This window comes from Oleiphilus sp. HI0061 (assembly GCF_001635675.1).
Map to the genome: position 1 here is coordinate 1 of NZ_LWFE01001013.1, position 20,445 is coordinate 20,445.

Annotated in this window: 25 protein-coding genes; 15 read left to right on the forward strand and 10 right to left on the reverse strand. The window is 42.8% G+C overall.

Going from position 1 to position 20,445, the window contains the following annotated elements:
- From A3735_RS12415 to rimK, 3 genes are all read right to left on the reverse strand, one after another.
- On the reverse strand, positions 1–387 hold a 387-nt coding region (locus A3735_RS12415), incomplete at its 3' end, for a RimK/LysX family protein (RefSeq protein ID WP_068638127.1).
- Complete coding sequence (locus A3735_RS12420; RefSeq protein WP_068508839.1) at positions 377–1,408, reverse strand: succinylglutamate desuccinylase/aspartoacylase family protein; 1,032 nt, start codon at positions 1,406–1,408, stop codon at positions 377–379. The genes A3735_RS12415 and A3735_RS12420, both read right to left, overlap by 11 nt.
- 41 nt (positions 1,409–1,449) lie before the next feature.
- Entirely contained in the window at positions 1,450–2,355 is a 906-nt protein-coding gene (rimK, locus tag A3735_RS12425; protein WP_068508826.1) for a 30S ribosomal protein S6--L-glutamate ligase, read from the reverse strand.
- Between the two features lie 184 nt (positions 2,356–2,539).
- Here rimK and A3735_RS12430 point away from each other — a divergent pair, with 184 nt between their 5' ends.
- From A3735_RS12430 to A3735_RS12445, 4 genes are all read left to right on the forward strand, one after another.
- Entirely contained in the window at positions 2,540–3,118 is a 579-nt protein-coding gene (locus tag A3735_RS12430) for a hypothetical protein (RefSeq protein WP_068637616.1), read from the forward strand.
- Between the two features lie 32 nt (positions 3,119–3,150).
- Positions 3,151–4,044: a LysR family transcriptional regulator gene (locus A3735_RS12435; RefSeq protein ID WP_068508821.1), complete on the forward strand. Its 894-nt coding sequence runs from the start codon at positions 3,151–3,153 to the stop codon at positions 4,042–4,044.
- Between the two features lie 11 nt (positions 4,045–4,055).
- A complete protein-coding gene (locus A3735_RS12440) occupies positions 4,056–5,030 on the forward strand; it encodes a magnesium transporter CorA family protein (RefSeq protein WP_068508819.1) in 975 nt (324 codons plus the stop codon).
- A gap of 367 nt (positions 5,031–5,397) precedes the next feature.
- Positions 5,398–6,231, forward strand: coding sequence for an ABC transporter substrate-binding protein (locus A3735_RS12445; protein WP_068508816.1), 834 nt, complete (start codon positions 5,398–5,400; stop codon positions 6,229–6,231).
- A 175-nt stretch (positions 6,232–6,406) separates the two neighbouring features.
- On the opposite strand, the gene A3735_RS12450 is transcribed toward A3735_RS12445, so the two are convergent.
- A complete protein-coding gene (locus A3735_RS12450; protein ID WP_068508814.1) occupies positions 6,407–7,000 on the reverse strand; it encodes an AraC family transcriptional regulator in 594 nt (197 codons plus the stop codon).
- A gap of 288 nt (positions 7,001–7,288) precedes the next feature.
- Entirely contained in the window at positions 7,289–7,444 is a 156-nt protein-coding gene (locus tag A3735_RS29690; protein ID WP_156490405.1) for a hypothetical protein, read from the reverse strand.
- Positions 7,445–7,727: 283 nt separating this feature from the next.
- On the opposite strand from A3735_RS29690, the gene A3735_RS12455 reads away from it, so the two are divergent.
- Both A3735_RS12455 and A3735_RS32555 read left to right on the forward strand, forming a co-directional pair.
- On the forward strand, positions 7,728–9,386 hold the full coding sequence (locus A3735_RS12455; protein ID WP_068508811.1) for an alpha/beta fold hydrolase: 1,659 nt from the start codon (positions 7,728–7,730) through the stop codon (positions 9,384–9,386).
- Positions 9,387–9,708: 322 nt separating this feature from the next.
- The gene (locus A3735_RS32555) at positions 9,709–9,894 is read left to right on the forward strand and encodes an EAL domain-containing protein (protein WP_068508809.1); all 186 of its coding nucleotides are present in this window, start codon (positions 9,709–9,711) and stop codon (positions 9,892–9,894) included.
- Between the two features lie 121 nt (positions 9,895–10,015).
- On the opposite strand, the gene A3735_RS12460 is transcribed toward A3735_RS32555, so the two are convergent.
- Complete coding sequence (locus A3735_RS12460) at positions 10,016–10,684, reverse strand: glutathione S-transferase (RefSeq protein WP_068554155.1); 669 nt, start codon at positions 10,682–10,684, stop codon at positions 10,016–10,018.
- Positions 10,685–10,798: 114 nt separating this feature from the next.
- Between A3735_RS12460 and A3735_RS12465 the strand changes: the two genes are divergently transcribed.
- The 5 genes from A3735_RS12465 to A3735_RS32560 all read left to right on the forward strand — a co-directional run bounded on the left by A3735_RS12465 (position 10,799) and on the right by A3735_RS32560 (position 13,924).
- On the forward strand, positions 10,799–11,593 hold the full coding sequence (locus A3735_RS12465; protein ID WP_068552843.1) for an AraC family transcriptional regulator: 795 nt from the start codon (positions 10,799–10,801) through the stop codon (positions 11,591–11,593).
- A 105-nt stretch (positions 11,594–11,698) separates the two neighbouring features.
- Complete coding sequence (locus A3735_RS12470) at positions 11,699–12,361, forward strand: methylamine utilization protein (RefSeq protein WP_068507686.1); 663 nt, start codon at positions 11,699–11,701, stop codon at positions 12,359–12,361.
- A 20-nt stretch (positions 12,362–12,381) separates the two neighbouring features.
- The gene (locus tag A3735_RS12475; RefSeq protein ID WP_068507687.1) at positions 12,382–13,092 is read left to right on the forward strand and encodes a DUF3034 family protein; all 711 of its coding nucleotides are present in this window, start codon (positions 12,382–12,384) and stop codon (positions 13,090–13,092) included.
- Between the two features lie 173 nt (positions 13,093–13,265).
- Positions 13,266–13,583 carry a tetratricopeptide repeat protein gene (locus tag A3735_RS30935; RefSeq protein ID WP_068507689.1) on the forward strand — a complete coding sequence of 106 codons (318 nt, stop codon included), beginning with the start codon at positions 13,266–13,268 and terminating at the stop codon, positions 13,581–13,583.
- Between the two features lie 50 nt (positions 13,584–13,633).
- Positions 13,634–13,924 (forward strand): hypothetical protein, encoded by a 291-nt coding sequence (locus A3735_RS32560; RefSeq protein WP_369820529.1) that lies wholly within the window; start codon positions 13,634–13,636, stop codon positions 13,922–13,924.
- Between the two features lie 155 nt (positions 13,925–14,079).
- On the opposite strand, the gene A3735_RS32565 is transcribed toward A3735_RS32560, so the two are convergent.
- The gene (locus tag A3735_RS32565) at positions 14,080–14,166 is read right to left on the reverse strand and encodes a hypothetical protein (RefSeq protein ID WP_368664562.1); all 87 of its coding nucleotides are present in this window, start codon (positions 14,164–14,166) and stop codon (positions 14,080–14,082) included.
- Positions 14,167–14,175: 9 nt separating this feature from the next.
- A complete protein-coding gene (locus A3735_RS12490; RefSeq protein ID WP_068507693.1) occupies positions 14,176–14,976 on the reverse strand; it encodes a hypothetical protein in 801 nt (266 codons plus the stop codon).
- A gap of 251 nt (positions 14,977–15,227) precedes the next feature.
- Here A3735_RS12490 and A3735_RS12495 point away from each other — a divergent pair, with 251 nt between their 5' ends.
- From A3735_RS12495 to A3735_RS12505, 3 genes are read left to right on the forward strand one after another with little or no spacing between them, the layout of a single operon-like run.
- On the forward strand, positions 15,228–15,458 hold the full coding sequence (locus A3735_RS12495; RefSeq protein WP_068506854.1) for a FeoA family protein: 231 nt from the start codon (positions 15,228–15,230) through the stop codon (positions 15,456–15,458).
- A gap of 21 nt (positions 15,459–15,479) precedes the next feature.
- Positions 15,480–17,801, forward strand: a complete 2,322-nt coding sequence (feoB, locus tag A3735_RS12500; protein ID WP_068507695.1) for a Fe(2+) transporter permease subunit FeoB — start codon at positions 15,480–15,482, stop codon at positions 17,799–17,801.
- Positions 17,798–18,061 carry a FeoC-like transcriptional regulator gene (locus A3735_RS12505; protein WP_068507697.1) on the forward strand — a complete coding sequence of 88 codons (264 nt, stop codon included), beginning with the start codon at positions 17,798–17,800 and terminating at the stop codon, positions 18,059–18,061. The genes feoB and A3735_RS12505 overlap by 4 nt, the downstream gene beginning before the upstream one ends.
- Before the next feature lie 21 nt (positions 18,062–18,082).
- Here A3735_RS12505 and A3735_RS12510 read toward each other — a convergent pair whose 3' ends face one another.
- Positions 18,083–19,081 (reverse strand): putative solute-binding protein, encoded by a 999-nt coding sequence (locus A3735_RS12510; protein ID WP_068507699.1) that lies wholly within the window; start codon positions 19,079–19,081, stop codon positions 18,083–18,085.
- A 253-nt stretch (positions 19,082–19,334) separates the two neighbouring features.
- Here A3735_RS12510 and A3735_RS12515 point away from each other — a divergent pair, with 253 nt between their 5' ends.
- Positions 19,335–20,042 (forward strand): hypothetical protein, encoded by a 708-nt coding sequence (locus A3735_RS12515; RefSeq protein ID WP_156490203.1) that lies wholly within the window; start codon positions 19,335–19,337, stop codon positions 20,040–20,042.
- A gap of 38 nt (positions 20,043–20,080) precedes the next feature.
- On the opposite strand, the gene A3735_RS30940 is transcribed toward A3735_RS12515, so the two are convergent.
- Positions 20,081–20,445, reverse strand: a 365-nt coding sequence (locus A3735_RS30940; protein WP_197485885.1) for a hypothetical protein, incomplete at its 5' end; no start/stop codon positions are given.

Genomic DNA, 20,445 nt, shown 5'->3' on the forward strand with positions numbered 1-20,445 from the left:
CCAATGACTTTTCCCAATGCAGACACTCGCTTCAATCAAGCAACGCTTCTCTTTAGCCTCATTATTGGTCTTAACAAGCCTTTTGTCGATGAGTTTTGCTGACCGTCTACTCGCCCTTCGGTCAGGAAAGACATCCTTTGGTAAATCAAAACTGACCCAAGTTTCATTATCCCTCTCTTCATACTCAATATTTTCGACGTGCAAAGATGAGTTGTTAGCGCCGGTGTCAACTCTTACCTGAACGTTGAATAAATGTAGTCCAGGTAGGTCAGCGTACTCGACTGCACCTAGTAAGATCTTTCCATCCAGGTATTTCGCGAAGGAACTTCCCACAATTGTTTGCTCCTCACTTAGATTTCTATTCTTGGAAAAGTTATCATGGCTCATTTAACAATACCTCGGATTCACTGACCAAATTGTCATTCATTAGTTCTAGATTTTCAGCCACTTCGTTTGGCTTGGAAAAATAAGCAATATGAAATAATGCTTCACCCTCCTGTGCTAATGGGATGTTCTGTTTACCAATAATAATACCCTTAGCATGACTCGTGATGGTGTCTAATACTCGACCAAACGGGTCTTGAATATCTGCCAGCGCATCGCCTTTCTCCACGAGCTCACCAAGCGTTCTTTTATAACGGATAAAGCCACTGTCAGTTGACCTTACCCATCCTGACTGCCTAGCAATAAAAGGTTCATATTTAAGCTTGCTTCGTCGTTTGGTAAGCATATCTAATGAACGCATAACGTTAACGATGCCTCTTACACCCGCACGAATAGATAATTCATCAAATCGCAATGCTTCACCTGCTTCATATAAAAGTACTGGTACGCCCAGTTCTCCAGCAGATTCTCTCAACGATCCATCCCTTATATCTGCATTAAGTACAACAGGCACGCCAAAGGCTTTTGCAAGTTCATTTGTTCTTTCATCATCTAAATTTGCTCGTATCTGTGGCAGATTTGAGCGATGAATCGCACCTGTATGTAAATCAATCCCGTAGTCCGATTTTGAAACGATCTCTTTCAGAAACTGGTTTGCAATTCTTCCTGCTAACGACCCTTTAGTCGAGCCGGGGAAGCTTCTGTTTAAATCTCTTCTGTCAGGTAGATAGCGGCTTTGTGAAATGACGCCATAAACATTTACAATGGGGACTGCTATGAGCGTTCCCTTCATTCCTCTAAGTTGTTTACCTTGAATTAGGCGACTAATAATCTCAGTACCATTTAACTCATCACCATGAATCGCAGCGCTAACGAACAATACCGGGCCATCTTTTTTACCGTGTTTCACGTATACCGGCATCGACATTTCGGTGTCGGTATACAGCGCAACGGTGGGCATTTCAATGTATGCTGATTCACCCGGTTTGATGTCACGTCCTGCTATGGAAAAGCTCTGTCTCATTGTAATATCTCAACTAATATTTGTATTGCCTCAACTAATAACTAACCTTTCCCTTTAGTTTTGGTTGCGTTGGGTTTTGCCTTCTTTTCGATATGCGAAATAATCATCCCCGCTACATTTTTGCCGGTAGCCGTTTCAATGCCTTCTAGCCCCGGGGAAGAGTTCACTTCCATGACAACGGGTCCAGTAGCACTTCGAAGAATATCTACACCGCACATTGATAAGCCCATTGTTTTTGCTGCATCGACTGCTGTTTTTCTTTCAGCTGGCGATAAGCGAACTATTTCAGCCGAGCCCCCTCTGTGTAGGTTTGAGCGAAACTCACCAGGCGCAGCCTGACGTTTCATTGCAGCAACGACTTTATCTCCCACCACAAGACAGCGAATATCCGCACCATTTGCCTCCTTAATATACTCTTGTACAAGGATGTTGGCTTTTAGACCCATAAATGCCTCAATGATGCTTTCGGCTGTCTTTGTCGTTTCCGCTAATACAACACCAATGCCCTGAGTGCCTTCCAATAACTTAATGACAACGGGTGCGCCACCGACATTCTTAAGTAAGTCATCTATCTTGTCAGGCCGATTTGCGAAACCTGTTCTAGGTAAGCCAATCCCTTTTCTAGATAACAGTTGTAAAGAACGAAGTTTGTCCCGTGACCGACTAATCGCCACCGATTCATTAATACAATAAGTTCCCATCATTTCAAATTGTCTGACGACCGAAGTACCGTAGAAAGTAACTGAAGCACCTATTCGTGGAATGACAGCGTCATAAAGAGGTAAGGGCTTACCTTTATATCTCACAGAAGGTTTGGCGCTGGTAATATCCATATAGCAATGCATTGTATCGATGACATCAACAGTATGCCCCATTTCTTCTCCTTCTTCTTTTAGTCGGCGAGTAGAGTAGAGCTCTGGGTTACGGGATAGGATTGCTATTTTCATTGGGATACCTCCAAACATTGTCAGTTGAGCTTGTGTAAATCTGTCGTAATTTTGGTCCTGATTTTTTAAAGCGTAAAACGAAAAGAATTTGTGTTGACGACAAAATTTATTAGGTGGCCGAATAGCGAAACTAGTATGACAATAATGAGGATAGTGCTATCAATCAGTTGTTTTGGAATCTACTATGATGAACGTCTTAACAATGCCTGACAGATTAACAAAGAGTCAGATAAAAGAAAGTTTTTATAGAACCTACAAGCTAGTAAACCGAGTCACTAACGGAGTGAGTACCGGCGAGGTTTTTAAGCAGGGTGAGAGAGTTGCTTATTGTGAGGGTTTAGATAGTGATGAACCATTTCAATACCTCAAGGGTGTTGTTGACAGTCACATCAGGAACGAAATTAGACTGAGAGAAAATAGCACGCCTGACCTAACCGCATGGTATCGCGCAATTTGTGAGACCCTTCCAATTGAAAGCCGCAAAACGAACGACATTATCTATGAACTTTTTAAAGCAGGTCGCGAGTATGTATCGCTAAGTGACTTGGCTGGGAAAACCGAGATATCAAATACCTCTGAATTATGCTTTTTGTTGTCAAATTTGGCACGAAAAATGTGCGAGTCTATACCTTACGAACCGCCCTGCCAGGGTGATGGTCGCGATGCATACTTGGCCTTAATTTGTGAGAGTTCGACTTTAGGTGATAGGGTTAGACTTAATTGTCTCTTTAGTACTATATTTAAGGACTATTGGCATAAATAGGTTAGCTCGCTGGCCTTAACATAGGCGACATCATGGACATTGAGTTATTACGTACATTTTTGGAAGTAAAGAATACGCGTCACTTTGGTAAAGCGGCTGAAAACTTATACCTTACCCAAGCAGCGGTCAGTGCTCGTATCAAACAATTGGAAAATGTATTAGGTGCGAAGCTTTTTACTCGCTTTAGGAATAACTTACAATTAACGGTGACAGGTGAGCGCCTTATTAATCATGCCGAAACAATTATCATTGCATGGGAAAGAGCTCGCCAAGATGTATCGCTACGAAAGAAACAAAAACACGTAATTTCTCTCGGTGCCACAACAGGTCTTTGGGACCTGGTGCTGCAAGACACATTGCACCGACTTCATCGCGATTTTCCAGAAATGGCATTGAGGACGGAAGCGCACAATCCAGATATCTTAACCCGGCACCTAATGGAACGTACATTGGATGTGGCGCTTATTTATGAACCAGCGAAACTCAATGACTTGGTATCTATACCCATTACCCCTGCCGAACTGATTTTGGTTAGCACGAATGCTGACGCAACAGCAGAGGAGGCAGTCCAGCAACGTTATATTGCCATTGATTGGGGTTTGTCGTTTCAAATGAGTTTTACTCAGGTGTTTTCAGATAATATATCACCTATTCTTCATACTACGCTTTCACGAATAGCGCTTGAATTTATGCTTGAATTTGGCGGCAGTGCCTATTTACCATACCGTTTAATTGAACCCTATATCGATAAAAGCCTTTATCAAGTTGCCGATGCGCCGGTCATTGCTAGACAAATCTTTGCGTGCCATCATCGAGAGAACATTCATACGAACGAGATAGAAAACATTCTCAATGTTATTAGGGCGCTTGAAATGCCTGTAGAAGACGCTCCAGAGATTGAAGTGCCAGAAATAATAGAGATATAGAGGGTTATGACATGTTAAGTATTATCCAGCTCTCTGATGATGGTAAGAGTCAAGAGCTCGAAGCAATGTCGATTGATGATCTAATTTCCGGCGACTTACTCACGAGCCAAAAGCTGTGGATTGATCTTACGACCGAAGATCATGAAATAATTAAACGTTTGCTCACAGAGCTAAATATTGACCACCTTGCTATTGAAGATACCCTGCGAAAGAGCCACCCGTCAAAAATCGAGTTTTTTGACGAGCACTTATTTATTTTGTATCGCGGAATTCGTGCCATTGAAGATGATATATCTTTCCAACATCAGTCGATTGGACTCATTGTTAAAGACAACATTCTGGTTACTGTTCACCCGGTTAAATCGGTTGGGGTAGAGCAATCTAAAAAAGCCTTGCGTAAACTCAAACATATATCTCCTATGACGGTCGCTATTCAAATAATGAAAGCAGCATCGAGTGTTTACCTCGAGAAGTTGCTTAATTTTGATACTCAACTTAGTGAGATTGAGGAGCAACTCGAAAACAATGCAAATGACCAACAGTTGAAAGAGCTGACAAAGTTTAAGTCGCGGCTGGTAAAACTGACGCGGACATTTAATTATCATACGGACATAAGTGAAGGCTTACATAAAGAAAGTGATGAGTACGCATATTTCGACAAGGCAGCTTGCGAGCATGCAATTAACGACTTAGATGATCGTTTCCAGCGCCTTTTTACACTTGCTCAGATGCACTACGATATTTGCGGAGATTTGATCGATGGTTATTTATCGATATCAGCGCATCAGCTGAATGAAACGATGAGAGTTTTAACGGTCATCACCGCTGTGTTTGTGCCACTAAGTTTTTTGGCAGGGCTATATGGGATGAACTTTGACTATATACCTGAACTCAAGGTTGAGAACGGCTATTTTTACCTGCTCGCAATCATGTTGTCGCTGTCAACGGGCTTAGTTTATTGGTTTAAGAGAAAGCGCTGGCTGTAAAAGCCAATGTTCAATTGAAAAAGCTAGCACTAAGCTTGACCTATCGAAATAGAGATTTCAACTAGAGCTTACAAGTAGCAAGAAAAGCTTAGTCGGCTAAAGCCAAAAACTGCCGTTGAAGAGCATTGTCGAAATGGCCTAGTTCTCCTGATTTAAAGATGTCGAAGAATTTTGATTTTGAAGCACTAAGCACTACCTTTCTGACAGTCTGTCTTCTCCACAAAGTAGACATCTGAGAGTTGTTAGATTCGAATCGGTTTGTCTGATACCTGCCAAAAATATCATTACAGAGCCGGAGGTTTGTATAACGCTCATTGCTCGGCTAACATGGGTTCTAAAATCGCGTTTCAGAAAAGGACCATTAAACATGTTGCATGATTTCAATGTCCTGCCATTTCTCAGAGCATCCTTTTGTTTCTGGACCCTTTGCTTATTTAGCGTCCAAACGACCTCTAAAGAACTTCACTTTGTCACCGTTGAGCATGCTCCGCATAGTTTCGTAGAAGCTGGGAAAGTCGTCGGAAGCGTTACACAACTGCTACATGAGATTTTTGAAACAATGGGCTATCAGCTGAAGATTACTTCGGTCCCTGCAAAAAGAGCACTTTTAATGGTGGAGGGTGGTCTTGTTGACGGGGTATATCCGTATACCTACAGCGAGTCGAGAAGCAAATCTGCATACTTTTCTAACCCTATCTCAATAATTGATACTGTATTTTTCAAAAGAAGATCGTCAGAAATATCGTGGGAGACTTTATCAGATCTTCAGCCTTATAGTATCGGGTCAAATGCAGGCTACCATTATCCTATAGCGTTCCAAGCTGCTGAGCGTGAAGGGCTCATAAAGACAGCTCCGCTGTTTTCACAAAACCCAACACTCGACAACTTAAAAAAATTGAACCGCGAGCACATCGAGCTATTTATATGCAACAAGCTGGTATGTCAGTTTTATATTGATCAGTATGCACCTTTGTTTCGGAACATTGACTATATTCCTAAAGCAGTCGGACCTATCAAGGCCTTTCATGTCGGCTTTACTCGCAAGAAGAGTGGGGCCTTAGAGTTGCGTGAACAATTTAACATAGCTCTAGATGGCGCCATAAAGACAGGTCTACTCGAAAAGATCTATAAACAGCAGGGAATCAAATCAAAAGTAAGTCGCCTGGGTTCTCAAGGTGCGAAAGGCCTAGTAATTCGATAACGAGTAACTCAGAGCTTCATCGAATCTTTAAACTGTGGAAAGGTCACGCATTTATTTTTGCGAAGCGCTAGCACCGCTCTTTTTAAAAACGTGGCATATTGCCTATTAGGAGTGATCATTAACGTCCCATAACGAGGTTATTCGCTGCTTTGAATGATACGCCACCCTAACAAACTTATTGGGTTTCCCCCCAAGAATTTGTTAGCCTAAACTCGAGTGGGCTTCGCCCTACCTCACGAGAAAATGCGCTTGAGAAGCTACTCGCGTTAGAGAAGCCGACTTTAAAAGCAATCTGTTCAATGCCTTCAGGTGTACTGATTAAGTATTCCTTAGCTCTATCCATACGAAGTTGATTAGATAGTTTTCTCCAGTTTGTCCCTTCTTTTGTTAGATAGCGTGTAAGCGTTCGTGATGAAATATTGAGCGCTTTAGCCAGTTGTTCTTTGCTCAAGTCTTGGTAGCCATTTTCCTCGAAGTAGCGTTGTGTCTTTGATTCAATGGTAAGCATATCAGGTAGTTGATCAACATATTTTTGGATTCGTTTGGTTAAGATTTTTTCCATCATACGGTTACCTAATGGCATGACGATATCCATTACACGTATGTCATTGAGCAAATAATTATCGTTTTGCTCGAACTTAACTGGGCAGCGATAGTATTCACCTATCTCTTCCATTCCGGGTAGAGGCTCTCCTTTAAACCCAACTTCTACGACAATGTCAGGAATATCGTTGTACAAGGTTTCCTGAAATGAGATGGCTGAGCCCATATCCCTCCCTAGAACAAAAGCGACGCTTTTATCACACAGGCCTCTACGATAATCAAAAGTCGTCTTTACCGAAGACTTATAGATACGTGGTTTTATGATTGAAAAATTCAATTCACCATTTAAATGCTGTGAGGCGAAGTTGATAATAGCTTTTGGTGTTTTACAAGCAAGAAGGGCTTACCCCATCAAACCGAATGAGTTTGCATTGCAATGTAAACCAACATCAAAGCCTACTCTAAAAGGATGAGTGGGCATACAAGCAAGCAAATTTTTAATCACATGCAATTCTTAGTCTAAGGACGGGTCACTATGTTCAAGGCTTTCGAGTGTAATACCAGAGCCCTCTAATACTCGCTTAGTGGATAGGCCTTTAGATAAGGCATATTCAAGCAAGATTGTCACCTGACCGCTTCCCCAACCTGGAAAACGAGCATTAGTATTCATTGTATTTATTCTTTTGTTAAACCGTAATACGACTTTTCCTATTATGCAGCAGTTAAGTTCTATTTAATCTCTATTAGGCACTCAAAAACTGAGAGTTTATTCACATTTCAATCTAACTGTCTCATTTGGTAAACGATTTGTCTTATTAAAGGATGTAGCATGTGTTCATCAATACATACTATTTATTAACAAAGGAGGTATGAAATTGATAGGGAGTATCGAACTTACAAACGATCGTACTAACACATGCCTAGTTAAGAGCATCAAAATAAGGATAAAAATAATGAAGTTAACTAAAACAATTCTAACAGCAAGTATTGCTGCAAGTGCGCTTGTCCCAGCGGCACAAGCTAATAATGATGGATATATCCCCGCACTTAGTTTTGTCGCAGGACTGTTGAACGAAGGAGTCTTCCCGACCTCTGATGCCTACACAACAAATGATGACATCATTGTGGAGGCAAATGATGGTGTTGACTTGGCGGCCAATGTCTTTGTTCCTAATGACCTGTCAGAACCAGCACCAGCCATCATTTTTGTAAATAGCTGGGCTCTGAATGAATATGAGTATTTAACACAAGCAGGAGAGTTAGCAGAAAAGGGCTACATCGTTTTTAGTTATAGCACTCGAGGTTTCGGCACATCAGAAGGCATGATTAATACGGCTGGCCCAAAGGACATCGATGATTTTAGCCGTGTGATAGATTACCTTATCGAAAACTATAACGTAGACCCAGAGAGAATAGGGAGTGCGGGTGTTTCCTATGGTTCAGGTATTTCTTTGATTGGCGCAGCACACGACCCTAGAATAAAAGCCGTTTCAGCAATGAGTGCTTGGGGCAGCTTGGCAGATTCGTTATATGGAAACCAAACACCTCGCTTGGTCTGGGGTGAGCTACTAACACTAAGTGGCAACTTACTCGGAAATCTGGACCCAATTGTCGAGCAGCACTGGTCAAATATCAAAAATCAGAACTTAAGTGAGATTCCTGCTGTTATGGAGTGGGCGGGTGTTCGCTCTCCATCCAATTATGTTGATGAGCTTAATACCAATGGTACGGCAGTTTATATCGCCAAAGCTTATGGTGATAATTTGTTCCAACCTAACTCATTAATGAGTATGTTTGAACAGCTTACCGGGCCAAAACATATTGATTTGGTTTCAGGTACTCATGCTTCAGCAGACTTACTTCCTCCAGTCATCGGTGCGGAAGCCTTACCTTGGACAAGTACCTATCAATGGTTTGATCATCACTTAAAGGGTGATAACACGCCGATAGCAAGCGCTAAACCCATTACAATGAAAGTGAAGTTTGAAGATCAGTACGATAGCTTTGACCACTTCCCTATAGAAGATTCCAGTACAGAAACCTTTTACTTACACCCTCGCTCAGCCTTCGATGATGGTGATATGGAGAGCTACCCATACTGGAGCTTCTTCGGCAGAGACAACACAATCAATGCTTGGGCCGGTACCTTATTTAGCACGCAGATTCCGCTGTTATCACAAATTCTTGAGCAGTTAGAGGTGCCTATCTTAGCGAGTATTCCAGCCGCCTCGGATATTAGAAGTATCCATTGGAAATCGAGCTGGCTGAGCGAAGAAATGCAAATACGTGGGAATCCTTCAGTATCACTACAGATACAACCAAAGCACGATGAGATCCAGCTAGTTGCTTATCTTTATGACATGAATGCTTTGGGTGTTGGAAAATTAATAACTCATGGTGCGATTACATTGCCAGACACAAACTCCGGCGAAAAAATTTCTGTCGACTTCGATCTAGTAACGACAGCATACGATGTACCCGCGGGCCATCGCCTTGTTCTAGCTGTTGATACCAAAGACCCACAATATCAATCTCCAACGGGTGTCGATTACTTTGTGGATTTTGAATATAGCAGCAATAAACAGTCAACTTTGAAAGTGCCAACGCTCTAATTATACATCCTGAAATTGTTTACCAAGTTAGAGGCATATCTTGTTACTGAGATATGCCTCTTTATTATCTAGATAATTCCTACCACGATAAGTTCACATTCTCGATTGAGTGTCTTATTCGCCAAAGATCCTGTCCCATTGGCGGATGTTAATAAGCTTCTTCTAGATTTATTCTATTTTTAGACACTTTAACTTCTACTAGAAAGAAGGTGAAAGCGTCAAACGAAAATGTGAGCCCGACGATTTCTTGGGCTATCACGTGTAACCAAGAGTCAGGCAGGTTAGCTGTTAATACATACCCCTTCGAAGCCCATATTGTGATTTGATTAAGACAATAATCTCTTTAGGCGACACTTTTAAGCTTTCGTTGATTGCTGAAGGTGTAGAAACGAAAGCACAAGAGAGTGAACTAATTAAACTGGGCTGTATTCAAGCTCAGGGTTATCTTTATTCAAAGCCTGTCGATAGCATTGTATTTCATGAACAATTTATCGCTTCTTTAACATAGGGTGTGGTGATTAACAGCGGGTGTGATTGACCTGTGGAAAAGAAGGTCTAGCGGAGACCTTCTTTGTTAGGGCCAGGGAGACGGTTGCTGTTGTTAATATGTTGTATAGCGTTAAGCCAGACTATGCGTAATCGTAATCACCAGCTGCATTTATGGCGGCCTGGTATGCGGGCCTAGCATGAATACTGGCAACATAATTGCTAATATTAGGATGTGTTTCGGGAGTTGCCAGGCCTCTTGCGCAGGCTGCTTCTAGTGGAAAAATCATTTGAAAATCAACACCACTCAAGGCATCACCACAGAACCAAGAACGTCCATTTAAGTAATGATTGATATAGCTTAAATGTGTGATTAAATTTGGCTTTATAAAGGTAGAAATTGCTTTTTCGGCGATCTTTTTTGCAATAGGTCTAGCAAAAAAAGGCATCGGGCTGGTTTTAACCTTATCAAATACAAGCTTCATAACGAGATAAGGCATCAATGAACCTTCAGCATAGTGCATCCAGTATTGGTAGTTTAAATATTCTTCAGTGTTGATTTCCGGCTTTAGATTTGGAGCGTACTGATTCACTAGATAATCGATGATAACCGCAGACTCTGCAATTTTATTTTCGCCATCTTCCAAGATCGGAGCCTTACCAAGAGGGTGCACTTCCTTAAGTTTTTCTGGAGCTAGGTAGGTAGTAGGGTCTCGCTGATAGGATTCTATTTCAAAGTCTAGCCCTAACTCCTCTAAGGCCCAAATAACGCGTTGAGATCGTGAATTATTCAAGTGGTGCAACTTAATCATTTCTACATCCTATATACTATTAGTTCATAATAAGAGTTATAGTATTATTTCTATATCATTGGTTCTTGTACTTTCTGATTTAAATTATGTACTTTCGGGTAAGATATTTTTTGGATGAAAAAAACGCTTATAAGAGGGGCGATAAAAGAACATGCACATAATATGCATGAGTTTCTCGTCTGCTTGAGTGGGGGCTTATTAATTGAAGATAGTCTAGCAACATATACACTAAAACAAGGAAGCGCGATCTTTATTCCTTGTAATATGGTGCATAAAATTACCATTTTTGATGGCGAGTCAGCATGTAGCGAAGTACTGCTTGCTTGTATCAAACCCGCCACACTCGACTTAATGCGTTCGCCATGCAATAACGACTTTATAGAAAAACTAAAGCAAGAAACGACACTGTCTCATTCCAATAATGATCAGGGCGACAATCTAGAAAGATGCATTCAAGAAGTTGATGCACTCTCGATGTCACCTTCTCTTTTGAACCAATCATTTGCGGAAAACTGCTTTATAAAAATGCTGCTTCTACATATGGAGAGGCTGCATCAAGACACAGCTCTTTCTAAAATCAGTTTCGATCATATTGATCACATTACTGCATGGGTCAGACGGCATTATGTCGAAGATATCAATTTAGATGATTTGAGCAAGAGGTTTTCAGTATCTCGGAGCCAGCTTACACGAAAATTCAAGCAGAAGTATGGGTTCAGTCTAATTGAGTTTGTTCTGCAACTGCGTTTCGATGATGCTGCAAAGCAACTCGCGTTTTCTAAAAAGGACATTACTCGCATTGCCCTAGACATAGGATTCAATAATCTCAGTCACTTTCACAGGCAGTTTAAAAAACGTTTTGGCATGACGCCGCTTTCTTTTCGTAATATGACCGCTCAATCGAGTTAGACAATTGCTTAGCCAAGTATTTATAACAAAACAGAGTTTCATCACATGGTCTAGACTGTTCGTTCTAAACTCTAATAATGTTGCCAGTTAGTTTTATTTTCGCTTATGTCTACAAATCTTTATACATTCGATCGGGGTTTTATCTTCATCGTGACATGGCTGTCATTTAATATCTGTCAGGCTGCTGGAATTGTCGATATAACGCTTCAAGATCAAAATGGCCAAGCACTTGTCGATGGTGTCGTTTATTTTCAAGTCGAATCTGAATATGCTTCCTTGTCTGGCAATAAGCGTATTCCATCGAACTTGATAATGGATCAGAAAAATAGGCAATTCGCCCCTCATGTATTGATTGCTCAGGTCGGTGATTTAGTGAGCTTTCCGAATAGCGACAATATTAGACATCATGTTTATTCGTTTTCAGAGCCAAAGCGCTTTGAAATAAAGCTTTACGCCGACAAGCCGGAATCTCCTATCAAGTTTGAAACGCCAGGCGTCGTGGCACTAGGGTGCAATATACACGATTCAATGCTTGGGTATATTTTGGTTATAGATACACCTTATGCAAGCAAAACAGACAGTAAAGGTCGAGCGAGTTTGGCTGTGCCGGAAAAAGTGCCATCAGAGTTTTTTGTATGGCACCCTCTGTTAAAAAACACTGCAAAGCCTCTTAAGGTGTCTGAGTTTGATGTGAATTCTCCACAAACCGTAGTCATTGAGATCAAATCAACGAAAAATACTAAGTTTAATAAGAAGCGCTGGCGCTGACGACCAAGTGAGATAGAAGAATGAATTATGCTCCGAAATTCTGTATTGCATTAGTAATTTTGATCTTGTTTTTTACAAGCTCTGTTAATGCAGCGGGTAGTAAGTTATTGGGTACTTCGGGTGTTACCTCTATCGAAGGTAGTGCAGGAGGAGGTTTAATTCCTTGGGCGCCGTTAGGGGGGTACGCTACTAGAGACGAGCTAGGTTTCAGCATAGTCGCAAGTGAAGTGGACGTTGATGATTATAATATGAGCGTGCACGGAGCTTTGATTAATTTTCGAGACCGTATCGAATTCAGCTTCGCTCATCAGGACTTTTATGTTGATGCATTATCGCAATCGGTGAGACAAAATATTATTGGTCTGAAGGTTCGACTTTTTGGCGATTTGGTTTATGACACATTACCGGTAATCAGTATCGGTACACAGCAAAAAAGACTCATTGATGCGGGTGTGATCAATCTTGTTGGCGCTAAAGATAGCAGCGGAACTGATTTCTATCTAAGTGCTGCAAAAGCGTGGATCGACGGATTGTTTCATCATACTAGCTTTGTGAATGCGAATATTCGCTACAGTAATGCAAATGAACTCGGTTTGCTCGGTTACGGCGGCGATAATGCAAGGTCTAAGTTTTTATTCGAAACAGCGCTGGGCGTTTTCGTCGGTAACAACGTTGCTTTGGGTGTTGAGTTTAGGTTCAATCGATCGCAGATGAGCAAATTTCTAAACTAGTTCTCGAGTATGAGCATCGTTTACAAAGCTTTGAGGATCAGCTCAGCCAGAAAAGTTCAGACATTGATGATAACCGAAAAGCGCTGGCGCTTACGCAAGAGGTTCAATCTCTTTGGCTCAGGGCGGGACAAGATACAAGCCCCAGCAATCGAATCTCAAGTTATGATGACATTTTGAAGATCAAGCCCGATGACTGTGAAGCTTTGACCTACAAGGCGGATGCGGTATTAGAAATCAATGAGCCACAATGGGCCGCAAACCTATGCCAGCAAGCTTTAGAGCTTGATCCTGACAATGGACATGCATTTTATCAGCTTGCCTGTGCTTATACGGCACTGCAGCAATATGAGGAGGCGCTTTCCTATTTATCTAACGCAATTGCTAAAAGTGATAGCTATCGAGATGAGGCTACTAAGGATGACGCTTTAAAAGCGTTGCGTACGCACCCTTCGTTTGAGGAAATGATAAAAAATACACTAGAAGATCTATGACAGCCGGTATTCTGAGCCTTAGAGCAAATAGCTTCCTGTTAGTTGTAGCAATGCTGCTGGGTTCAACATTTTGTGCGTCTGCGCCAAAATATTCAACGCTGGATATATATCAGTTGAGTAGAGAAGTGTCCGCGCAAACTGGCTATACCATTATTTTTAGTCCGCGAGTTAGAAGTCAAACAAAAGTTTCGATGTTGCTCAGCAAGAAAATTAATCCAGAGAGCCTTTATAGTATTTTTTTATCAGTGCTTAACGTTCACGGGTATGCTGCTATTCGTGATGCAAATCTGATCAAAATTGTACGAGAAAGGAAGGCTCGGTATATGTATTCCAGTGACTAAAACCCAAACCACATACTTTACCTATTTGTCGTTCCGTGAACCGTTAAGGTGAGGTGTTTCTAAGCAGTTTTATCTTTTGAAACTATTATTTGCGTATACTTAACAATACAGAAATGGTGAATTTATATTCAAATATGGTTTGACTTTGTTTTGCATTAATAAAACCAATACTTGAGCAGCACGCCTTGTGGTGTATCTCGCCATTGCCGTGTGACAAGGAAGCCTTGTATCGAATCACTCATGTAAGAGGCTTAATGAACCAAGTCATTCAGTCGGCGTTCTGTGATGATCAGGGAGATCATTTTCTTCATTTTGTCTCTAACAATCTCGGCTTCTTTATGGAGTTGCTGATTGCGCTGCTCCTTATTGTCGCTCAGTGTTTTCAAGCTTAGGCTTGGCTGGTACCGTGCAAAGCTCATATACAGCTTGGGAATCTTCTTTTTGACCGGCTTGGGAATACTAAGTGTTCTTGAATGCTTAATCGTCTCGTGCATATGTTGAGGAAGCCACTTGAATAGAGGCTCTAAGCGTCGGTCTAACTTAATTGGCATGGCCCAGCGATCAGAGCCGTGATGGACGGCGATTAAAACCGGGCACTGGTTAACGAGTGCCAGCTCAATAAAGCGAGGGCTGAGAAAAGGAAGCACCGCAACGCCGTCGCCAAAATTACACAGCTCGCCCTCGGGCATAATAACGCAATCAGTAAAGCCTTCTTCTTGTAATAATACACAGGCTTCATCAAAACCTACTCCGTGGTTAATCTGCGTGAGAAAGCTAAGTAATTGTTTCGCGATGGGCAGCTCGTAAAACTTTCGCCAGGTGATACCGAAGGGCGAACGCTTCTCTCCACCATGCTTTTGCATGGAATCTGCCAGGCCAACCAAACCTGCCAGCGCACCCATCATCGGCCCATGATTTAGCGCGATAATTAAACGCGGCTCCTGAGCCAGAATCGTATCAAGGTCTTCAGAGGACTTCGCTATTACGATATCTTTGATATAAAGCGTTTTGAGTAAGCGTTTAACGAAGTGGAAATCTTTGACGGTTCTCATAGAGTGCTTCGGTTTTGGTTTAGAGCTTCTATTCTAACCTCAATTGGGAAAAGGGTTGAGAAAATTTTCGCTCTCTCTTTTATAACCAATAGGAGGTAAGTCATTACCTACTCTTATCAGCCTAAGCTTGCCAATAATTGATCTAAGTCAAACGAGATTGATTCCTATTAAGCTTCAATGGTATTCATTAAGTTCTATTGATAGCCTTTAGATACGAATCATTCCTATTATTGTTTGTGAGGTGAATCTTGATGACGCAAAGCTTAAGTATGGATCGATTATCAGAAGGTCAGAACGCAACCATTACACAGATCAGTGGCGGTAAAAGCCTTGCCAGAAAAATGATAGGGCTTGGTTTGCGTGTGGGTAGTGAGGTCTGCTTGCTCCAACGTCGCCGACACGGTTTGGTTCTCGCAAATCGTGGAACGAGAATCGCCTTGGGCGATAGTATTGCCCGTCATCTTAAAGTTTCTCCTTGCTAGCAGCTTCAGAGGCCTAAGCCTATGTTAACCATCGCTCTGGGTGGCAACCCTAATTGTGGTAAGTCAGCCCTTTTTAATCAATTTACAGGAATTAGACAAACCACAGGTAATTGGCCTGGCGTAACGGTTGAGCGCAAAGCAGGGCGAACAAAGTTGCTAGGAGACGAGGCAAACGTTGTCGACTTGCCAGGTATTTACTCGCTGGATGCATCGTCTCTGGATGAAAAAGTTACCCGGGACTATCTTCTCTCTGCCGACGCTGACCTGATCGTTAATGTGGTTGATGCCTCGAATCTTGAGCGTAACCTCTATTTCACTGTGCAATTACGAGAAATGGGCGTTCCAGTGGTCGTGGCGCTGAATATGATGGACGTTGCCCGCAAGCGTGGCATTAGTCTCGATGTTGAACGCTTAAGCGAAGCCTTATGTTGCCCGGTGGTGCCTATCGTCGCTGTGACAGGGGAAGGCTTGAAAGGTTTGGCTAGCGCGATCAAGTACGAGTTAAGTTCCAGCGAGCAGAACTCAATCGAGCTGGTACATGAAGACTTGGTTGAGCAGGCAATCCTATCCGTTTCCGGCTATCTACCAGCTACTGTTAAAGCAAACGAACAACGCTGGGTCGCGACTAAGCTTTTGGAAAATGATAGCGCTGTATTGGGCGCAATTGAATCGGCTGGTCAAAAAGAGCTGCTATCAAGGGTTTCCCATTGGCAGAGCAAGATTGAAGAAAGAACCGGGGAAGACGTCGACATACATATTGCTGATGGGCGCTTTAATCATGCACATTGCTTATCGCAAGAGGTAATAAAGGAAGCTGGTGTCGTGGGCAAGAATCTATCTGATAAGATAGACCATATTGTACTCGGGAAGCGCTTGGGAATCGGTATATTCTTACTGGTTATGTATGCGATGTTTACCTTTACGATCAACGTTGGCGGTGCCTTTATTGACCTCTTCGATATGGGCGTGGGTGCAATTTTTGTTGATGGCACTGCGCATCTGATGGGGCTGCTTGGCTTGCCTGAATGGAGCAAGGTGTTTTTGGCAGATGGTATTGGAGGGGGCATTCAGGTTGTCTCTACCTTTATTCCTATTATTGTTTGCTTGTATTTGTTTTTATCCGCACTTGAGGATAGCGGCTATATGGCACGCGCAGCCTTTGTGATGGATAGAGCTATGCGTAAGATTGGTCTGCCAGGTAAAGCCTTTGTACCGATGATCGTTGGTTTTGGTTGTAATGTTCCCGCTGTCATGGCGACGCGAACCCTGGAAAACCAGCGAGAAAGAAAGCTTACTATTTTGATGAATCCTTTTATGTCATGTGGTGCGCGTCTACCTGTATACGTATTGTTTGCGGCGGCCTTCTTTCCTGACAATGGTCAAAATCTAGTGTTTATTCTTTATTTGGCAGGTATTGCTGTTGCTGTTCTAACGGGTTTAATTATGCGTAAAACCCTTCTTCAGGGCGAAAGCAGCGGTTTTATGATGGAGCTGCCTCCTTATCACTTGCCCACCTTAAAAGCCGTATTATTAAGAACCTGGGATAGAGTAAAGCTTTTCATCCGCGATGCCGGGAAGGTGATTGTTCTGATGGTGCTGGCGCTAAATGTGCTCAACTCGATTGGCACGGACGGCTCTTTCGGGAATGAAGATTCTGAAGACTCGGTCTTAAGCGAAGTGAGCAAAACGCTTACGCCGATGTTCTCTCCTATGGGCATTAGTGAAGAAAATTGGCCTGCTACGGTTGGCATCTTTACCGGGGTCTTAGCTAAAGAAGCCGTTGTGGGCACCTTGGATTCACTATATGGGCAATTAGCGAGCGAAGGTGAAGCGCAAGAGCAGGGCTTTGATCTGGGAGCTAGCCTGAGTGAAGCATTGGCAACAGTACCGGAAAACTTTTCTGCTATAGGGGATATGCTGTTTGATCCCTTAGGCTTAGATGTGGGCGATATCAGCAATATCGATGCCGCCGCTGAAGCACAGGAAGTGAGCCGTGGAACCTTTGGCGAAATGGTCGAACGTTTTAATGGCCAAGCAGGCGCTTTCTCTTATCTGCTATTTATTTTGCTCTACTTTCCTTGTGTGGCGACGATTGGTGCAATTGTCCGCGAAACCGGGCGTTCCTGGGCGGGCTTTGTTGCATTGTGGACAACAGGTGTCGCCTACTTTAATGCCACCGCGTTTTATCAACTTGCGACCTTTACTCAGCATCCTATAAGTTCTGCCGCACACTTAGCCGTTATTTCAGCCTTGTTTGCTCTGGTCATAGTGGTTTTAAGAAGACAGGGCGATGAGGATGAAGCTATCGCGTCCAAGCTTCAGCCTGAGGGTGCTTTATTATGATTTTGTCTGATATAAAAGCGTATTTGCAGCAGTGTCAGCAGGCGAGTCTGGAAGATATCGCTTTGCACTTTGACAGCAGTGTCGAGGCCGTTAGAGGGATGCTGGATATTTGGCTTAGAAAAGGGCGGGTAGAGCATTGTCTGGCGAATGATATTTGCGGAATATCATGTCGACAGTGCGACTCGCCATCGATGCAAATCTACCGCTGGAAGGGGGGCGAGTCTTCGTTAGCAACGATCCCTCTCAGAATGTGTGACTAGTGCTATCGTAAGGCGAGTCGATTACTTAGGCATGATGCACTCTTCTCGATGAGGAGAGGTATGGCAGCGTATTTTCCATAATAAGGATAAAGCGCGGGCATCAAAGCGATCTGTAACCTTAAGCGTTAAACGAATATTCTTGTAGAAATCCTCTAACTCATCTTTGGTCGACTGGTCGGTTCTGATCCAATATTTTTTGGGGATCTGTTTTTCGGCATTGTTAATAAGGGTGGAAATATTATTCATCCGGTTAACAATATAGTGGCGCATTTTAGTACCGAAGTCTTCGCTAAACTCAGACTTGATAGAGATAGCCTGGAGCATGCCGTAAAACAAGCGTATATCAAGAATTCCCCCTCGCTCGCCAAGACCTTTATATAGTTCGAAGGTGTTATAGGCTAGCGCGGGCATGAGGACGATATCCAGTCCTCCATTGTTAAAATGCTCAGAGAAATTTGAAAGTGTCACCTTGATAGGAACCGCCCCCGAGAGTTCTGCAAACATGCGCGTTTGGATGTCGCCATTTAGCACCGCAAGAGTTTTACCCTTAAAGTCATTGATTCCTTTAATTTTCTTGTCGTTTACGAAAGCGAACATGGAGCCAACGGGTAGTGAAGCGACGACTTCATAGTCACCGTCCGACATTAATTCAACGGCTTTTGGGGAGGTAATGGCTGCCAGAGTTTTATGAAGTTTTCGTTCCGAGGTAATGCCGCCAATGGCATCGAGAGTGCCGGCAAATTGTACAAAGTCTCGTGACAGAATTGCAGTAACGATGCCGATATCACACTTACCTTCCTTAAGATCTGAAGCCACAAGATTTTCATCTTCATAAGCAATAAATGACAGGTCGAGCCCCCAGGTTTGGGCAATCGGGGTAAGGTCTGAGAAGAATGCAATGACTGGGCCGTTCTGGCCAACTGGGTCCCATGTGCAAACAGTTTTCTGCTCGAGTTTTGCTGAATGAGCGCTGACGCAGAAAAGAGAAAGTAGCGATATAATGAAAAATCTAGGGAACATTGTGAAAAGCAGTCCGTATTTGCTTCGGTGTAAAAAATATAGGCGCTATTGTATCGCAGCATTGAAAGCTATGCAGTGAATCAGGTCGAATTCTTTGCTTAACGACGAAAGAGACTTTATATCCGTTTCACAACTATGACTTAAAGCACTTAACAAATTACAGAGGAAGGTTTAAGGTTCCGCGCTATAGACTTGGAGTAAGAGAATCTCCTGGCGAGTGATGTAATATGGATAGAATACGCAAGAGGTATGGATGAGTAGGGCTGTTTCGAGTATCAAGGGTCGCTGTATGCGCGAATGCAGGAAGAGTCTTCGTCTTGTTATATATTGCGTGTTGGCTTGTGCATCCTCGTTGGTTGGTGCCGAGCCTCCCGAAGGGCTGGACTTTATTGGTGGCTATTATGAGAAAGGTGAGTATAAGTGTTATGCGGAGCCTTGCTTTACAATTCATAAAGGAACCGAGGCAGCTGCTGCGAAAGACCGGCCTTTTTCCCCAAGAGATTGGCAACCTAGAACACGAAGTTGCCAAAAAGCTTATACACAAGCGCTGGCAACAGCGAGTACAGTCGATATTCGCTATGCCAAAAAAGGTGACTGTGTTTTCGTTGTCGAAGGCGAATGGCTTGACCCCTATACCACCGAAGTTATTACTGAGTTAGGTGATATCGCACTAGATCAGTTGGTGAGCTATAGAGAAGCCCACCGTTACGGTGGTGCGTACTGGTCTCATGCTCAACGTATGGAGCTGGTGAGCGATTCAGATAACATCGTGCCGGTAGCTTCCATGAGCAAAAAAGCCCGCGCAGGGAAGTCGCCGACCCAGTGGATGCCCGAGAACAAAGCTTATTGGTGTGACTATATCGTGCGCCGAGAGATTATTCAGCGCAAGTATAAGCTTTATCTGCCAAGAGAAGAGCGCGAATTTCAGCAGGAAATTAAAAAACTCTATTGCAAGTACTAGCTGAAATGATAGCGGCTCAGTGACTATCTAAAGGCCGGTTATAAGCGCTTATTTAACAGGGAAATAAGTTTCATTGGTAGTTCTGCTGAGGCTAACACTTCTCCATGACTTGGAATTAAGATTGCTGGTTGGTCATTGTCTATTTGCTTCAATGCCCACTGTTTAAACGTGGCCTTATCGTCAAGAAGAAACCACTTGATCACTTGACTCATTTTTAAACCCGGTGCAGCGCCAAGCACTTTCTGCATGACTTTTGCAATCGGCTGGTTAGACATGCGTTCATAGTTCAAAAAGCTATCACAAGTAATCCATAAGCTGGTTTGCGAGTCTTTATCGTGCTTTTTAAACCAGGCATCATGACCCCGGTGACCTGGTGGAATCAGTACAGAGTAATTAAATGGCA

Coding starts and splice junctions, on each gene's coding strand:
- A3735_RS12420 (WP_068508839.1), bottom strand. CDS start 1,408: ATGAGACAGAGCTTTTCCATAGCAGGACGTGACATCAAACCGGGTGAA.
- rimK (WP_068508826.1), bottom strand. CDS start 2,355: ATGAAAATAGCAATCCTATCCCGTAACCCAGAGCTCTACTCTACTCGC.
- A3735_RS12430 (WP_068637616.1), top strand. CDS start 2,540: ATGATGAACGTCTTAACAATGCCTGACAGATTAACAAAGAGTCAGATA.
- A3735_RS12435 (WP_068508821.1), top strand. CDS start 3,151: ATGGACATTGAGTTATTACGTACATTTTTGGAAGTAAAGAATACGCGT.
- A3735_RS12440 (WP_068508819.1), top strand. CDS start 4,056: ATGTTAAGTATTATCCAGCTCTCTGATGATGGTAAGAGTCAAGAGCTC.
- A3735_RS12445 (WP_068508816.1), top strand. CDS start 5,398: ATGTTGCATGATTTCAATGTCCTGCCATTTCTCAGAGCATCCTTTTGT.
- A3735_RS12450 (WP_068508814.1), bottom strand. CDS start 7,000: ATGGGCTCAGCCATCTCATTTCAGGAAACCTTGTACAACGATATTCCT.
- A3735_RS29690 (WP_156490405.1), bottom strand. CDS start 7,444: ATGAATACTAATGCTCGTTTTCCAGGTTGGGGAAGCGGTCAGGTGACA.
- A3735_RS12455 (WP_068508811.1), top strand. CDS start 7,728: ATGAAGTTAACTAAAACAATTCTAACAGCAAGTATTGCTGCAAGTGCG.
- A3735_RS12460 (WP_068554155.1), bottom strand. CDS start 10,684: ATGATTAAGTTGCACCACTTGAATAATTCACGATCTCAACGCGTTATT.
- A3735_RS12465 (WP_068552843.1), top strand. CDS start 10,799: ATGAAAAAAACGCTTATAAGAGGGGCGATAAAAGAACATGCACATAAT.
- A3735_RS12470 (WP_068507686.1), top strand. CDS start 11,699: ATGTCTACAAATCTTTATACATTCGATCGGGGTTTTATCTTCATCGTG.
- A3735_RS12475 (WP_068507687.1), top strand. CDS start 12,382: ATGAATTATGCTCCGAAATTCTGTATTGCATTAGTAATTTTGATCTTG.
- A3735_RS32560 (WP_369820529.1), top strand. CDS start 13,634: ATGCTGCTGGGTTCAACATTTTGTGCGTCTGCGCCAAAATATTCAACG.
- A3735_RS32565 (WP_368664562.1), bottom strand. CDS start 14,166: ATGAGTGATTCGATACAAGGCTTCCTTGTCACACGGCAATGGCGAGAT.
- A3735_RS12490 (WP_068507693.1), bottom strand. CDS start 14,976: ATGAGAACCGTCAAAGATTTCCACTTCGTTAAACGCTTACTCAAAACG.
- A3735_RS12495 (WP_068506854.1), top strand. CDS start 15,228: ATGACGCAAAGCTTAAGTATGGATCGATTATCAGAAGGTCAGAACGCA.
- feoB (WP_068507695.1), top strand. CDS start 15,480: ATGTTAACCATCGCTCTGGGTGGCAACCCTAATTGTGGTAAGTCAGCC.
- A3735_RS12505 (WP_068507697.1), top strand. CDS start 17,798: ATGATTTTGTCTGATATAAAAGCGTATTTGCAGCAGTGTCAGCAGGCG.
- A3735_RS12510 (WP_068507699.1), bottom strand. CDS start 19,081: ATGTTCCCTAGATTTTTCATTATATCGCTACTTTCTCTTTTCTGCGTC.
- A3735_RS12515 (WP_156490203.1), top strand. CDS start 19,335: ATGAGTAGGGCTGTTTCGAGTATCAAGGGTCGCTGTATGCGCGAATGC.